The sequence below is a fragment of the Azospirillum brasilense genome (genome assembly GCF_008365405.1).
GTDB classification, from domain to species: Bacteria; Pseudomonadota; Alphaproteobacteria; order Azospirillales; family Azospirillaceae; genus Azospirillum; species Azospirillum brasilense_D.
Window position 1 is genome coordinate 186796 of the sequence record NZ_QOKV01000011.1, and the last position, 15066, is coordinate 201861.

At 68.5% G+C, this 15066-nt stretch carries 13 protein-coding genes and 2 pseudogenes; 12 read left to right on the forward strand and 3 right to left on the reverse strand.

Annotation, left to right across the window (positions count from 1 at the left end; genetic code table 11):
- Positions 1-8 precede the first annotated feature (8 nt).
- The 6 genes and pseudogenes from DS837_RS18225 to DS837_RS18250 form a co-directional block, all read left to right on the forward strand.
- Complete coding sequence (locus tag DS837_RS18225; protein WP_079285546.1) at positions 9-833, forward strand: ABC transporter permease; 825 nt, start codon at positions 9-11, stop codon at positions 831-833.
- 175 nt (positions 834-1008) lie between these two features.
- The gene (locus tag DS837_RS18230) at positions 1009-3294 is read left to right on the forward strand and encodes a TonB-dependent receptor family protein (RefSeq protein ID WP_149166054.1); all 2286 of its coding nucleotides are present in this window, start codon (positions 1009-1011) and stop codon (positions 3292-3294) included.
- 27 nt (positions 3295-3321) lie between these two features.
- Positions 3322-4095, forward strand: coding sequence for an ABC transporter ATP-binding protein (locus DS837_RS18235; protein ID WP_149166055.1), 774 nt, complete (start codon positions 3322-3324; stop codon positions 4093-4095).
- Positions 4092-5306 carry an NnrS family protein gene (locus DS837_RS18240; RefSeq protein ID WP_149166056.1) on the forward strand — a complete coding sequence of 405 codons (1215 nt, stop codon included), beginning with the start codon at positions 4092-4094 and terminating at the stop codon, positions 5304-5306. Before DS837_RS18235 ends, DS837_RS18240 begins: the two co-directional genes overlap by 4 nt.
- Positions 5307-5344: 38 nt before the next feature.
- Complete coding sequence (locus DS837_RS18245) at positions 5345-6520, forward strand: NnrS family protein (RefSeq protein WP_149166057.1); 1176 nt, start codon at positions 5345-5347, stop codon at positions 6518-6520.
- Between the two features lie 213 nt (positions 6521-6733).
- Positions 6734-7567, forward strand: a pseudogene (locus DS837_RS18250) (transposase); the annotation flags it as partial.
- A 39-nt stretch (positions 7568-7606) separates the two neighbouring features.
- Here DS837_RS18250 and DS837_RS18255 read toward each other — a convergent pair.
- A complete protein-coding gene (locus tag DS837_RS18255; RefSeq protein WP_149166058.1) occupies positions 7607-7789 on the reverse strand; it encodes a hypothetical protein in 183 nt (60 codons plus the stop codon).
- Between the two features lie 249 nt (positions 7790-8038).
- Between DS837_RS18255 and DS837_RS18260 the strand changes: the two genes are divergently transcribed.
- The 4 genes from DS837_RS18260 to DS837_RS18275 all read left to right on the forward strand — a co-directional run bounded on the left by DS837_RS18260 (position 8039) and on the right by DS837_RS18275 (position 12487).
- Positions 8039-8395 carry a HigA family addiction module antitoxin gene (locus DS837_RS18260; RefSeq protein ID WP_149166059.1) on the forward strand — a complete coding sequence of 119 codons (357 nt, stop codon included), beginning with the start codon at positions 8039-8041 and terminating at the stop codon, positions 8393-8395.
- Entirely contained in the window at positions 8379-9878 is a 1500-nt protein-coding gene (locus DS837_RS18265; RefSeq protein WP_149166060.1) for an ATPase domain-containing protein, read from the forward strand. Before DS837_RS18260 ends, DS837_RS18265 begins: the two co-directional genes overlap by 17 nt.
- A complete protein-coding gene (locus tag DS837_RS18270; protein WP_149166061.1) occupies positions 9875-12007 on the forward strand; it encodes an ATP-binding protein in 2133 nt (710 codons plus the stop codon). Before DS837_RS18265 ends, DS837_RS18270 begins: the two co-directional genes overlap by 4 nt.
- Before the next feature lie 222 nt (positions 12008-12229).
- A complete protein-coding gene (locus DS837_RS18275; RefSeq protein WP_149166062.1) occupies positions 12230-12487 on the forward strand; it encodes a helix-turn-helix domain-containing protein in 258 nt (85 codons plus the stop codon).
- A 309-nt stretch (positions 12488-12796) separates the two neighbouring features.
- On the opposite strand, the gene DS837_RS18280 is transcribed toward DS837_RS18275, so the two are convergent.
- A complete protein-coding gene (locus DS837_RS18280; RefSeq protein WP_149166063.1) occupies positions 12797-13585 on the reverse strand; it encodes an SDR family oxidoreductase in 789 nt (262 codons plus the stop codon).
- Positions 13582-13911 (reverse strand): nuclear transport factor 2 family protein, encoded by a 330-nt coding sequence (locus DS837_RS18285; RefSeq protein WP_149166064.1) that lies wholly within the window; start codon positions 13909-13911, stop codon positions 13582-13584. Before DS837_RS18285 ends, DS837_RS18280 begins: the two co-directional genes overlap by 4 nt.
- 96 nt (positions 13912-14007) lie before the next feature.
- Here DS837_RS18285 and DS837_RS33095 point away from each other — a divergent pair.
- Positions 14008-14436, forward strand: a pseudogene (locus DS837_RS33095) (LysR family transcriptional regulator); the annotation flags it as partial.
- A 64-nt stretch (positions 14437-14500) separates the two neighbouring features.
- Entirely contained in the window at positions 14501-14932 is a 432-nt protein-coding gene (locus tag DS837_RS33100; RefSeq protein ID WP_282187576.1) for a LysR substrate-binding domain-containing protein, read from the forward strand.
- Positions 14933-15066 lie beyond the last annotated feature (134 nt).

A 15066-nucleotide genomic window follows, 5' to 3' on the forward strand; every position in this document is an offset into this window, starting at 1 on the left:
GGCGGGGCATGACGACGGCGCGCGCCGACGCGGTTCTCGACCGGCTGGGCCGGGTCGGGCAGTTTCTGTGGTCGGGCTGGGCCGGGCTGGCCGGGCTGGCCTTGTTCGCCGCGCTTTGGCAGGCGGGGCATGAGCGCTACGGCGACTTCATCCTGCCGGCCCCGCTGGCGACGCTGGCCGCCGGCCTGACCATCGCCGCCGATCCCGCCGCCTGGGAACTGGCTGGTCAGACCACGCTGCGCGCGGTCGAGGGCTTTGCGCTGGCCGCCCTTGCCGGCGCGGCGGGCGGGCTGGCCGCTGGCTATTCGCCGGCGACGATGCGGCTGGCCCGCCCCATCCTGACCGTCCTGCTGGGGGTCCCGCCCATCGCCTGGATCGTGCTGGCGATGATCTGGTTCGGCTCCACCGACGGAACGATCATCACGACGGTGTTGGTCGCCGCCACACCGGTGGTCTTCGTCGGCGTGGCCGAAGGCGCCGTCACCCGCGACCGCGGGCTGGACGACATGGCCCGCGCCTTCGGCGCCGGCCCGCTCGCCCGGCTGACCACGCTGGGCTTGCGCCATGTCGCCGCCTTCCTGTTCCCGGCGCTGACCGTGGCGCTCGGCTCGGCCTTCAAGGTGGCGGTGATGGCCGAGCTTCTCGCCAACACCGGCGGCATCGGCGGCGCGCTGGCCGCCGCCCGCGCCAACCTCGACGTGGCCGAGGCGCTGGCCTGGGTGCTGATCGCGGTGACCGGGCTGATCGTCGTCGAATACACGCTGGTCCACCCCATCCGGTCCGAGTTTGAACGCTGGCGCAACGCCGCGCGCCCCTGGGGCGTCAAGCGCTGATCCCCAAGGCAGGCGCTGACGGAAGAATCAAGGCGGAAAAATCGACCGTGCACGCTGCTTTTCCGCCTCGAACTTGACCGCGGACAAACAGCCCGCCCGAAAGGCCGATAAAATGCGAACGACAATCATTTGCATTTAAGTCCGAGACATCGGCCTTTTCGGGGAAACGAGCACCATGACGACACGGGGACAGGCCGGCCAAGCGGCGTTCCGAACCGCGCGAGCGGACACCGCCACCCGCGCCCCCATCCTTCTGGCCGGACTGGCCCTGGCCTCGCTGGGCGCCGCGGCCTCGCCGCCGGCCCACGCGCAGTCGGCGGCACCGGGGGCCGCCGTCGTCCTCTCCCCGGTCATGGTCGAAGGACAGGCCGACAGCGCCGAGGCGACCGACCGCCGTCGTCTGGAGGCGATCCCCGGCGGCACCGCCCTGGTGGCGGAGGAGGATCTGGCCGGCAAGGCGAACGTCACGGTGTCCGACGCGCTGTCCGGGGTGCCCGGCGTGGTGGTGCAGAACTTCTTCGGTGGCAACGACCAGCCGCGCATCCAGATCCGCGGCTCCGGGCTCCAGCAGAATCCGGTGGAGCGCGGCATCCTGGCCCTGCAGAACGGCCTGCCGCTGAACCGGGCCGACGGTTCCTACATCGTCGGGCTGGCCAACCCGCGGCAGGCGGAGTTCACCGAGATCTACCGCGGCTACACCGCCAACCGGCTGGGCGCCAGCATGCTGGGCGGGGCGATCAACTTTATCTCCCCCACCGGCTCCTCCGCGCCGGGCTACCGGCTGGGCGTCGAAGGCGGCAGCTTCGGCCAGTTCAACACCAGCCTGCAGGCCGGCGGCAGCGCCGGAAAGCTCGATGGGCTGGTCCAGGTCCAGCGCAGCCAGCGTGACGGCTACCGCGACTACAACAGCTCCGAGCGCACCGGCTTCGACGCCAACGTGGGCGCCGTGCTGTCCGACACCGTCACCACCCGCTTCTTCGCCGGCTACACCGACCTGTCCTTCGATGTGGCCGGCCCGCTGACCCGCCAGCTTCTGGAATCCAACCCCAAGGCGGTCTACACCGGCCCTCGCGTGGTCAACGGCGTCGCCACCAATCCGGGACCGAACGTCGTCCGCGACCGGCCCGAGCGCGAGGCCAAGCAGTTCCGCGTCGGCAACCGGACGACGGCGACCTTCGGGGCGCACCTGCTGGACGTGGCGCTGGGCTACACCCACACGGACGACACGTTCCGCTTCCCGATCTCCTCGGGCATCCGCAAGACGGAGGGCGGCGACGTCACCGCCGTCGCGCGCTACGCCTACAGCCCCGACGCGAACCAGCCCCTGCCGCTGTTCGAGACGACCCTGCGCTACGTCGTCGGCTCGGCGGACCGCGAGGACTACCTGAACAACGCCGGCAGCCAGGGCGCCCTGTTCGGACGCAGCACACTGGACGCCTCCACCCTGGCGCTCCACGGCGGCCTGAACCTGCCGCTCGGCAACGCGGTCACCCTGTCCCCGGCACTCACCGTCACCCACGCCACGCGCGAGAACGACGACACCTTCGGCGCGGCGCGGCGGCCGACCATCGCCTTCAACCCGGCCAACCCGCGGGTGGCGCTGCCCGCCGGTTCGATCCCCGCCGGCGACACCAGCTACGACCGCAGCTACACCGGATTCAGCCCGAGCCTCGGCCTGACCTGGAAGCCGCTGGAGGACCACACCCTCTACGCCGCCCTCAGCCGCAGCTTCGAGCCGCCCACCCACGACGACCTGATCGCCACCGTCAACGGCACGCCGAACAGCAGCGCCGGGCGCCCGAACCCGGCCCAGCCCGGCCTCGTCTCCACCGCCTACCGCACGCCGGACCTCAAGGCGCAGACGGCGACCACCGTCGAGGCGGGCTGGCGCGGCCGTTTCGGGCTCGTCACGGTCGATGCCGGAACCTATTATTCCTGGGTCAAGAACGAGCTGCTGAGCCTGCGCGACGCCACCGGGGCCTCGCTCGGCGCGGTGAACGCCGACCGGACGCGGCATTTCGGCGTCGATCTCGGGCTGTCGGCCTTCCTCACCGAGCGGCTGAGCGGCCGGATCGCCTATACCTTCCAGGATTTCCGCTTCCAGGACGACCCGGTGCGCGGCGACAACCGGCTGGCCGGCGCGCCGCGCCACGTCATCAACGCCTCGGCGCGCTACGACATCACGACGGCGCTGTCGGTGGGAGCGGAGGTCGACTGGTATCCCGGCAAGACTCCCGTCGACAACATGAACAGCGTCTACACGGACGGCTACGCCACCGTCGATCTGCGCAGCACCTACGCCATCAACGAGCGTGTCAGCGTCTATGGCGAGGCCCGCAACATCTTCGACGCGACCTACGCCTCCTCGACCCTGATCGTCGATCAGGCGTCGCCCACCCAGGCGGTCTATCTGCCGGGCGACGGGCGGGCCTTCTACGCCGGCCTGAAGGTCAGCTTCTGACACCCGACCCTTGAAAGGCACTCCGCGATGACCCGCGAAACGACGGACGCCACCCCCTCCCTGACGCTGTCCGGCATCGGCCACGCCTATCTCGGCCGCACGGTGCTCGACGCCGTGGACCTGTCGCTGGCGGCGGGCGAGGTGGCGGCGCTCGTCGGCCCCTCGGGCTGCGGCAAGAGCACGCTGGCGCACATCGCCGCCGGGGTGGTCGAGCCGTCGCGGGGCCGCGTCGCGCGGCGCTACTGCCGCCACGGCATGGTGTTCCAGGACCCGCGCCTGCTGCCCTGGGCGACGGCGCGGGCCAACATCGCCTACCCGCTGCGCCTGCTCGGCCTGCCCCGCCGCGAACGGCGGGAGCGGGCTGAGGAGGCCGCGCGTCGGGTGGCGCTCGACCGCGCCGACCTCGACAAGTTTCCCATCGAGCTGTCGGGCGGCATGCGCCAGCGCGCCGCCATCGCGCGGGCGCTGGCGATCGACCCCGACTTCGTCTATTTCGACGAGCCCTTCACCGCGCTCGACGTCGCCCTGAAGCGCCGCATGCAGGATCTGGTGATCGAGGCGGCGCGCGGGGCGCGGTTCGGTGCCCTGTTCATCACTCACGACTTGATGGAGGCGGTGCGCATCGCCCACCGCGTCGTGGTCATGGACGCCCAGGGGCGCGGCATCGCCGGGACGCGCGCCGTTCCCGGCGAACCGGGCGGGCGCGACGAGGGCACCGTCTACCGGCTGGTCGCCGGGTTCCTGTCCGACGATCCGCTGTTCCGCCACATCCACGACATCGACGAAAGGCGGACCCCATGACGGACGCGATCAGAGCCGCCCGCGCGCCGACCCTCGCCGGCATCCTCGGCGACGAGGGGCTGCGGCTGTTCTTCCCGCTGTCGGCCCTGCACGCCGCGCTGTGGCCGCTGCTGTGGGCGGTGGTCAACGGCTTCGCCCTGCCCTTCGACGGCGCGATTCCGCCGGGGCTGTGGCACGCGCACGAGATGCTGTTCGGCTCCTTCGGCGCGGCGGTGATCGGCTTCATCACCACGGCCATCCCGGAATGGACCGACAGCCGGCGGCTTCAAGGGCGCGCCCTCTTCGCGCTGGCGGCGCTGTGGGGGATCGGGCGGGTCGCCGGGTTGCTCGGTGCCGACGGGGCGGCCGTCGTCGCCGCAATCGCCGACACGGTGTGGCTCGCCGCCCTGCCCGTCTACGTCGCGGCGGTGTCCTGGCGCAAGCGCACGAGCCGGCTGATCGGCGTTCTGCTCTGGCTGAACGCGCTCGCGGTGTCGGGTGCCGTGGTCCACGTCGCGTTTGTCATCGGTGACGTGGAGTGGGCGCAGGCCGGGCTGCACGCCGCCGGTCTGGTGCTGCTCGGGCTGTTGGGCCTCGTTCTGGCGCGCATTTCGGTGCCCGTCACGAATCTCGTCCTCGACCCCAGCCAGGGCAGTTCGCCGTACCGGCCCCATCCGGGACGCCTCAATCTGGCACCCGGTCTGGTTGCCATCGCCCTGACCGGGGAGGTCGCCGGGCTGTCGCCCGCGGTGAGCGCCTATCTCTCCGTCGCCGCGGGGGCCGCCTTTCTCGACCGGGTCGCCGAATCCTTCATCGGCCGCGCCTTCTTCCGCACGGAAATCCTGGCCCTGGCCGGGTCGAGCCTGATGGCAGGCGCCGGTCTGCTGTTGATCGGCGTCTCCCGGCTGGGGGCGGGGTTTGCCGAAACGCCGGCGCTGCACGTGGCGCTGATGGGCGGGCTGGGCCTCGGCGTGCTGGCGGTCTTCGCCATCGCCGGGCTGTTCCACACCGGCCGGACCATTCCCCTTCCAGCGGCGGCACGTCTGGCCATTGCGTTGCTGATCGGGGCCGTAGCGCTGCGGGTCCTGCCGGAGCTGGGCCTTCTGCCGGTGCCGCCCGGACCGCCCCACGCTCTGGCGGCGTTGCTCTGGGCGGCGGCCTTCCTGCTCTGGCTCAAGGTCTATTGGCCCTTCCTGTCGCGGCCCCGCGTAGAGGAGGCGGAGGTGTGTTGATCTCCGGCGAGATTGGCAAACCCCACTGGCGCCCCCCGATGAAAACCACCCTCCATACCCGTGCCGGCTGCGACTCCTTCCTCCTGTTCGCGGCACTCTGCGCCGCGACGCTGGTCGCCGTCTGGGTGCCATGGTTCCTCGGCCTCATCGGCCTGGAAATGGCGTTCTCCCCCTCCTCCTGGCACGCGCACGAACTGCTGTTCGGCTTCATGCCGGTCATTGTCGGCAGCGTCCTGTTGACGGCTGTGGGGAACCGGACCGAGCGTCGGCCTTTAGCCGCCTGGCCGTTTGCCGCGCTGATCGCGGTCTGGATCGTCGGGCGGCTGGGCGTGGCCGGATCGGCGGCGCTGGAGCCGCTGACCGTCGCACTGCTTGCCCTGCTGTTCCCGGCCGCCCTCATACCCGTGGCCGGATGGAAATTCCTTCTGACGAAAAACGGCCGCAGCTTGACGATCCTCACCGTCCTTGCCGCCCTAGTCGGCGCGCAGAGCCTGTTCCATTGGGAGCTGTGGCGCTTCGGGCGAAGTGTCCACGGCACGAGCCTCGCTGTGGCAGCGCTCCTGACCTGGACCATGCTGGGGGGCGGGATCATACCGGACGGCAGGGGGATCACCCCGAGCCTTGCCGGAAAGCGGCGGAAGGCGCGCGGCAATCCCCTTCGGCACGTACGCTCCACCCTTTTCAACAGGGTGGCGATGGGGCTCGGGCTGCTGGCTCTCGCAACCTGGATCTTGCGGGAAGATGGTGTCTTGGACGAACGTCTCACCGGCGCCTTGCTGCTGGCCGCCGGATTCACGCAGACGGCGCGGCTCGCACGGTGGCGACCGCACCGCGCGCCGTCCGGGCTGCCCGTGTTCGTCCTGCACGTTGCTCGCACCTTCATCCCGGCCGGGTTTTTGCTGGCGGCCTGGGCCTCTCTGGGCGGCGACACCGCCTTCAACGCTGCGGCACTCCACGCCTGGACCATGGGCGCCGTCGGCGGCATGACGCTGGCGGTGATGATGACGCAGTCCACTCTGGCCCATAACAGGCATGCGCTCACCACCTCCCGGCTGTCGACCGGCATCCACCTCGCCGTGGCAGCGGCAGCCTGCGCATGTATCGCGGCCTCACTCGACCCGCAGCACACGATGTTGCTGATTCCGCTGGCGGGTGTCTTGTGGATCGCCGCTTTCCTAATGCTCGCTCTGGTCTATGGGCGGAAATCCGCATGATGTCTGGATGGGGTTGGGCGGCCATGGAGGCGGGCGTCAGATGGCGCGGCCTTCGCACCACCGTGCCGTGGCTGTGTCCCCCCGAGTGATGTCTGAGGCATGAGGCTGGCCCGCCGGAGCGCTCCCCATAGCTGGCGCAGGCGGGCCAGCCGTCCGGGAACGGGCGGTCACCGTGTTCTTCGGCTAAGTTGAGGTTGCTTGACGACCATCAACCCCAAGCTACGGCGCGGGTCCTACTTTCCAGCCTTCCTGGAGCCGCGGCGCACGGCGGAGAAGGCGCTGATCGCGGTGATCCAGGAGGCCTACGTGCAGGGCATCTCCACGCGCAACGTCGATGACCTGGTCAAGGCGATGGGCATGACCGGGATTTCGAAAAGCCAAGTCAACCGCTTGTGCAAGGAGATCGACGAGCGGGCCCACGCCTTCTTGAACCGACCGTTGGAAGGGGACTGGTCCTTGGTGTGGCTGGATGCGACGTATGTGAAGGTGCGCCAGGACGGCCGCATCGTATCGCTGGCCGCCATACTGGCGATCGGCGTCAACACCGATGGCCGGCGCGAGGTGCTGGGCGCGACACTCCAACGCTGTCGCGTTCATTGTATGAGGAATCTGCTGGCCTGCGTGGGCAAGGCGCACCAGACGATGGGTGCCGCCACCATCCGCACCGCGTTTGCCCAGGAGACCGCCGAGGCGGCGCACGAGCAGGGGCGCCGGGTCGCCGACAGCCTGCGGCCCCGCTTCTCCAAGCTGGCGGCGCTGATGGACGAGGCGGAATTCGACGTGCTGGCCTGCATGGCTTATCCCAAGGACCTGCGCACCAAGCTGCACAGCACGAACCCACTGGAGCGGCTGAACGGCGAGATCAAGCGGCGCACCAACGGCGTCGGCATCTTCCCTGGGGAAGGAGCGGTTGTGCGCCTCGCCGGCGCCTTGCTGCTGGAGCCGCACGATGAGTGGGCGGTGTGCCGGCGCTACAGGACCATGGAAAGCCTGACCGAGCTGTGCCACCCTCAGGCCACTGACCCGCTGTCCATCGCAGCGGAGTAAACCGGCAGCCTCAGCTCGCCGAAGAGCGCCTACGCCCCCTCAGACACCACTCCTCGGGACACGATCATGGTGGAGGTCGGCGAAGTCCCCATCGACGAAGACCGGGCCGAGGTCGTCGCGCAGCTTCAGATAGGGATTGCCCTTGGGAAGAAAAGCAGCGCGGGCAACCCGCGCGGTCTCCTCCGGAACAGACGGAGGGGACGGCTGACGGTGGAGTGACATGGCAGTGCCTCGGTATGCTTCGCCAGCGTCAACCGGCTTCGGGCGGCTCCGTCCCTTTGCCCATCCCTCAGCGATACAGCCTCAACCCGATCAACGCCCGGACGATGAATGCACCGCCTGCCCTCGGTGTGCTGCCAGCAAGGCATCCAGGCGGCTCTTCTATGCCAAAAGGACGATGGTGTGTGTCCAAGCGTATTTTGTCACGCAAAGCGCTACATGTGATCCCACGGTTCCTTCTGGTCCTGGCCCATGCCCGTCTCACCCTCGCCGTCCGATGAGCCCCCGCCGCATCCCGGCGCCGTGCTGCGCAACCACGTTCTGCCCGAACTCGGGCTGACGGTGAGCCGGGCCGCCCAGGAGCTCGCGATCGCCCGCCAGACGCTGCATCGCGTGCTGGCCGGCACCGCCGCCGTGACCCCCGAGATGGCCGCCCGGCTGGCCCGGCTCTGCGGCATACCCGGCCGCTTCTGGCTCAACCTGCAACTGACGCACGATCTCTGGCATGCGCAGCGCGCCCTCGCCGGCACGCTCGAGCGCATTCCGGCCCACCCGCTGCCCGACACCCTCAAAACCGAGATCCTGACCCGCCATGGCCGCACCCTCTGACCCGACGCGTAAGGCCCGGACCGGCGTCGCCGGGCTCGACGACATCCTCGCTGGCGGCCTCACCCGGGACCGTGTTTTCCTGCTCGAGGGCAGCCCCGGCACCGGCAAGACCACAGTGGCCCTGCGATTCCTACTCGAGGGCGCCGCGGCCGGTGAACCCGGGCTCTACATTACCCTGTCGGAAACCGAGGGTGAGCTGCGCGAGGCCGCCGCCGCGCATGACTGGACGCTCAGCGATGCCATCACGGTCTTCGAACTGGTCCCGCCCGAGAGCCTGCTCGACGCGGCGCACCAGCAGAGCCTGCTCTACTCCGCGGACCTCGAACTCGGCGAGACGACCAGGCTGCTGTTCGAGGCGATCGAGCGCACCAAGCCGACGCGGATCGTGCTCGACAGCCTATCGGAGATCCGCCTGCTGGCCCAGGACTCGCTGCGCTACCGGCGTCAGATCCTGGCGCTCAAGCACTACTTTGCCCGGCACGGCGCCACCGTACTGCTGCTCGACGATCTCACCACCGACACCATGGACAAGACGGTCCACAGCATCGCGCATGGCGTGATCCGCCTGGAGATGCTGGCACCGGCTTACGGGGCGGAGCGGCGGCGCCTGCGCGTGCTCAAGTACCGCGGCCAGGCATACCGCGGCGGCTACCACGATTTCACGATCGCCACCGGCGGCCTCCGGGTGTTCCCCCGGCTCATCGCCGCCGAGCACCGCACCGACTTCACCGGCGAGCCTCTGGCCAGCGGCATCGCCGAACTCGACAGGCTGCTCGGCGGCGGTATGGAACGCGGCTCGAGCACCCTGATCCTCGGCCCCGCGGGCACCGGCAAGTCGCTGCTCGCCGTCCAGTTCGCGACCGCCGCCATGGCGCGGGGCGAGCGCGCGGCACTGTTCGTCTTCGACGAGGAGCTCGGCCTGCTGTTCGCCCGGACCAAGGCGCTGGGCTTCGACCTCGAAGCCCAGCGCGACCGCGGCAGCCTGATCATCGAGCAGGTCGATGCGGCGGAGCTGTCGCCCGGCGAGTTCACGCACCGGGTCCGGGCCCTGGTCGACGCCCACCAGATCCGCACCGTGGCGATCGACAGCCTCAACGGTTACCAGGCGGCGATGCCGGAGGAGCAACTCCTGGTCCTGCACCTGCACGAGCTGCTCCTCTACCTGAACCGGCAAGGCGCGACGACCTTCCTCACCATCGCTCAGCACGGCCTGATCGGCGACATGCAGGCGCCGATCGACGTCACCTACCTCGCCGACACCGTCGTGTTGCTGCGCTACTTCGAGGCATTGGGCCGGGTCCGGCGGGCGATCTCGGTCATCAAGAAGCGCACCGGCGCGCACGAGGACACGATCCGCGAGTACCGCATCACCGACCAGGGCATCAGCCTCGGGCCGCCCCTGGAGGCGTTCCAGGGTGTGTTGCGCGGCGTGCCGGTCTACGTCGGCCAGGATGAGCCGTTGCTGCGGGACGACCCGGCGTGAGCGGGTCCGAGGCCGCGGGGCGGGCGCTGATCCTGGCGCCGCGCGGCCGGGACGCCACCGTCGCGTCGGCACTGCTGGGCGAGGCTGGGATCGGCGCGCACGCGTGTCCCGATCTGCCCGCGCTATGCCGGGCGCTGGACGAAGGCGCCGGGCTGCTCATCCTCGCCGAGGAAGCGGTGCGCACCGCCGACCTCCGAGGGCTTGCGGCCAGGATCGCCGCGCAGCCGCCATGGTCGGATCTTCCCGTCGTGCTGCTCACCATGCGCAGCGACGGCCCCGAGCGGACATCGGAGGCCGCGCGGCTGACCGAACTGCTCGGGAACGTCACCTGCCTCGAACGCCCGTTTCACCCGACCACCCTGATCAGCATCGTGCGCACCGGCTTGCGCGGCCGCCGCCGGCAGTACGAAGCGCGGGCGCGGCTTGCCGAGCGCGACCGCCTTCTGGCGGACCTCGCCGACGAGCGGGCCCGCTTCGCGACCTTGGTCGAGCACCTGCCGGTCGGCGTCAGCTTGGTGGACCGGGACGGCCGGACCATGCTGTGCAACCCGGCATTCCGCCGCTTTCTCCCGGATGCGGTCATCCCGTCCCGGCAGCCGGATGGCGAGGAGACCTGGATCGCGTACGACGCGCAGGGCCGCCGTCTCACCCGGAAGCAGTTTCCCGGGGCTCGGGCCTTGCGCGGCGACATGGTCCACGGCGTCGAGTTCGAGCATCGCCTGCCCGATGGATCACTGACCTGGACCCGGGTCAGTGGCGTGCCGGTGCACCACACGACGGGCGAGGTCAGCGGAGCGCTCGTGGTCATCGTCGACATCAGCGCCCAGAAAGCGGCGCAAGAGGCCCTGCAGCGTCTCACCGCGACGCTTGAGGCCACGGTGGCCGGGCGGACCCGCGAACTGGCGACGACGCTGGAGCGGTTGCGCGGTGAGATCCGCGAGCGGGAGCGGGCCGAGGAGCAGCTTCGCCAGACGCAGAAGCTGGAAACCCTGGGCCAGCTCACCGGCGGGGTCGCGCACGACTTCAACAACCTGCTGATGGCCGTGCTCGGCAACCTCGAGCTGCTGCGCAAGCGCCTGCCCGCCGACGCCGCCACGGAGCGCCTGTTTGCGGGCGCTATGCAGGGCGCGCAGCGTGGGGCGACACTGACCCAGCGGCTTCTGGCTTTCGCCCGCCGGCAGGACCTGCAGCCTCAGAGCGTCGATCTCACCGGGCTGCTGACCGGCATCAGGACATTGGTGGAGCGTTCGATCGGCCCGCGCGTGGTGGTCCGGATCGACGCGCCCGCCGTGCTGCCGCCAGCCCTGGTCGACCCCAACCAGCTCGAACTGGCGATCCTGAACCTGGCCGTCAACGCCCGCGACGCGATGCCCGACGGCGGCACGTTGAGCGTGAGCCTGGACGAGGTGCCGGCCGATGAGGCGCTTGGGCTGGCGCCCGGCACCTACCTGCGGCTGAGCGTTCGCGACACCGGCACCGGCATGGACGCGGACACCCTCGCGCGGGCGGTCGAGCCGTTCTTCACGACCAAGGGCGTCGGCAAAGGCACCGGGCTTGGGTTGTCGATGGTCCATGGTCTGGCGGTGCAATCCGGTGGGGCGTTACGGCTGTCGAGCGTGCCCGGCCAGGGCACGCTGGCCGAGCTGTGGCTACCGCAGGCGGCAGCAGTCCGGGCGGCGGAGCCGGTCGAGGTCTCGGCTGTTGACGCACCATCCGCCACCATCCTGGTCGTCGACGACGACGCGCTGATCGCCATGAGCACCGTCGACATGCTGACTGACCTTGGGCACACCGTTCTGGAAGCGCATTCGGGTTCGCAAGCGCTCGACCTGCTGCGCGAGGATCAAATGATCGACCTGTTGCTGACCGACTACGCGATGCCGGGCATGACCGGCGTTGAACTCATTGAGGCGGCCCGCGCGCTCCGGCCCGACCTGCCGGTGCTGCTGGCGACGGGCTATGCCGAGTTGTCAGAGGGCACGGCCACAGGCCTGCCGCGGCTCGCCAAGCCGTACACGCAGCATCAACTCGCGGCCGTGATCGCCAAGCTGCTGGCGAAAGCGTCGGAGACGACGATGCTGGTCGAGCGGAGCGGTGCTCTCCGATCCGTCTCACGCAAATCGGTCTGAGCCCGATGATTGCAGGTCCGTCTCACGCAATGAGGGTTCGATCTCAGGTAATTCGGGTTTGCCGTGGGCGATGGTCTCACCGATTGTGGGCCGGAAATGACCGATGAAATCAGGTTGGACCGTCGATGATTGCGGGCCGCTACACGTGGCGCGGGATGCCAAGGGAGCCGGCCGCGCCGAGCAGAGCGTCGGCAATCGGGCTCCCTTGAATCCAGCACGCTGATGCCTTTGCTCAAACGCCTCGTGGCTGTGGAACTGATCCATCGCACGCGCAACCCGACCAACGAGAGGCAGGTGATCGTGTCGCTGACGGATCAAGGACTGGCTCTGCGCTCCAAAGCCGGTTGCCTGGGCGATACATTGCTCCGTGCCTCCGGGCAGTCACCCGACGCTTTGGGAAAGCTCAACCGCGAGATTGCACAACTGCGCGACGCTGTTTACGCGCATATCGGCGGCTGGGCGTCACTCGACGCACATTGATGAGCGGGGCGCACGATGGTGAAGATTGAGGGCAGCGCGACAATTGTCAGATAAACAGCGATGAGGTGCGGTTTTGAGAATGCAGTGAGTCGGTTTGCGATGATGAAGATGGCCGCGGCGGTGAGCGGTGCGAGGATGATGCGCCCCAACCGATCCTGTCGTCGATCCAGGCGTTTGTTTGCAAGCAGCCGATCTGCCTAGGACAAGGCAGGCGTGGACAAAGCTGGTGGCCGGGAGCGTCATGCCTACGCCACAGGACCCGCCGCTTCCCGACGCCCGCCACGGAGGGCGAACGTCGGGGCGATGACCTCAGACAGTCCGAACGGTGCCGCCGTCGATGATAAACTCGGCGCCGTGGATCGCGGCGGCGCGATCTGAGGCCAGATAGGCAATGAGATCGGCAACCTCATCGGGCTCGGCCGCACGCCCGATCGGGATCCCACCCAAAGCATCAAGGACAACTTGCCGCGCCTCCTCAATCGTTCCGCCATTGGCGGCCTGCAGACGCTTCAGAAAGTCGACGGACGACGCGGTCATGATCCAGCCGGGGGAGACGGCGTTGACCCGCACGCCCTTCGGTCCCAGCTCCTTGGAGATCGACTTGCTGTAGGTCCTGAGCGCGGCCTTTGCGGCGGCGTAGCCAGTGGTCGATTCGGGAAGCGGCAGGATCGATTGGATAGACGTGATATGCACAATCGCGCCGGCACCCCGTTCCATCATCTGCGGAGCCAAGAGGCGATCAAGGCGGACAGTGGCCAAAAGGTTAAGGTTCAGCTCGGCGAGCCAGTGATCTTCCGTCAGGGCAAGAAAGCCGCCGCCGGGCGAGGCCGAGCCGCCGATCACATGAGCGAGGATGTCGATGCCGCCCATACGCTCGAGCGCCGCCTTGGCCAGGGCTGCTCCGCCCTCGGCTGTCGTCAGGTCTGCCTGGACGAACTCGACGCCGTCGATCGGCTGTGGAGTTCCGCGGGCGGCGGTGATCACCCGGGCGCCGCCGGCCAGGAAGCGATCGACGGTAGCGCGGCCCAAGCCCCTGGTGCCGCCGCTGATGAACACTCGTTTTCCCGCGAACTCAGTTGGATCAGCCTTGATGTTCATACCGTGATCTCCAAGGCTTGGATCGCGTCGTGTTCGAGCGTGAAGCGATAGGTGAAGCGGATGGGGCTGCCCTTGAAGTCGCCATGGGCAGGACCTTCGGCCACGACTTGGCCGTTCTCGTCGCGAACAGTGTCCGGCGTGAAGATGGCCTTGACCGCAATCACCTCGTCTTCAAACAAGCTTCGCAGCTCGGCGTGGCCCTTGTGACGTTTTCCGTTGTCCAAGAGGACCGCGTCGGCGGCAAAAGGCTTCAGCATGCCGTCCACATCGAGTTGTGCATTAGCCTCGACATAGTCGGCTATGGGTTTGGGTAGTTCGATCGACATCGCTCGGCTCCTTGACGTGACAAGGTTGATTTAGAGGCAAACATCAATCTCGATAATCGGGGTAAACTGGCATGCGGCATTGCGAAAAGCGGGACAATGGCGAAACACGGTCTGCTCGAATTTAATGCTGTTCTCGCCATTGCGCGGCGCGGATCGTTCCGGGCAGCGGCGCTGGAACTTGGCCTGTCGACCACCGCACCGAGCAACGTCATCGGGAAGCTGGAGCGCCAACTCGGCGTCCGACTGTTCAATCGCACGACCCGGAGCGTCTCCCTGACCGACGCCGGGCGGCAGTTCGTGGATACAATCGGTCCCGCGCTCCAGGACATCCATGAGGCGATGGAAAACGCCCAGTCGCAGCAGGATACGCCATCGGGCACCTTGCAGATCAACAGCTTTGCCGCGGCTGCGCGTGAGATCCTTCCCCTCCTGCTCCAGTTCCTGCGGCTCTATCCGCAGGTCCATGCCGATCTCGTCACCGAGGGCCGGCTCATCGACATCGTTGCGGACGGCTTCGATCTCGGTATCCGCACCGCGGACCTCGTCCCCAGCGACATGATCGCGGTGCCGCTCGGTCCGCGCCGCCGCTATGCGCCCGATTATCGTGATTGTGGTTTCATCACCGAACTATCTCCGGACTCGGGAGCAGCCAAGGTCGCCGTCCGACCTGCTTGCCCATCCGTGCATCCGTGTAAGGCTGCCCAATGGAGCGCTTTACTGGTGGCAATTCGAGAAGGGTGGGCAGCCGATCCAGATCGACGTGGACGGCCCGATCACCCTGGACGAGGCCAGCCTCGCCCGCATGGCGGTGCTGGAGGATGTGGGGATCGGCTTCTTCATGGAGTCCGACGTGCAAGGCGATCTTGCCGCCGGCCGCCTGGTTCGCATTCTCGAAGACCGGACCCCGCCACTGGAACAGCTTTGCCTCTACTATCCCAGCCGGCGACACTCGTCTGCCGCGTTCAAAGCATTCATTGATCTTGCCCGGAAATTTGCTGCCTCAACAACTGCGACGGCTTGATCGTCGCCGGATCGTGCCCCTGAGCGTGGTGTAGGAGTTGGGTCGCTCATTTGGTCTCCGGCTGGTCTGGCCGGGATTGTCAGGCAGCCACGTCGGGCAGGCTGACGAGGGGATCATCGCCGAGCGGGGCGATG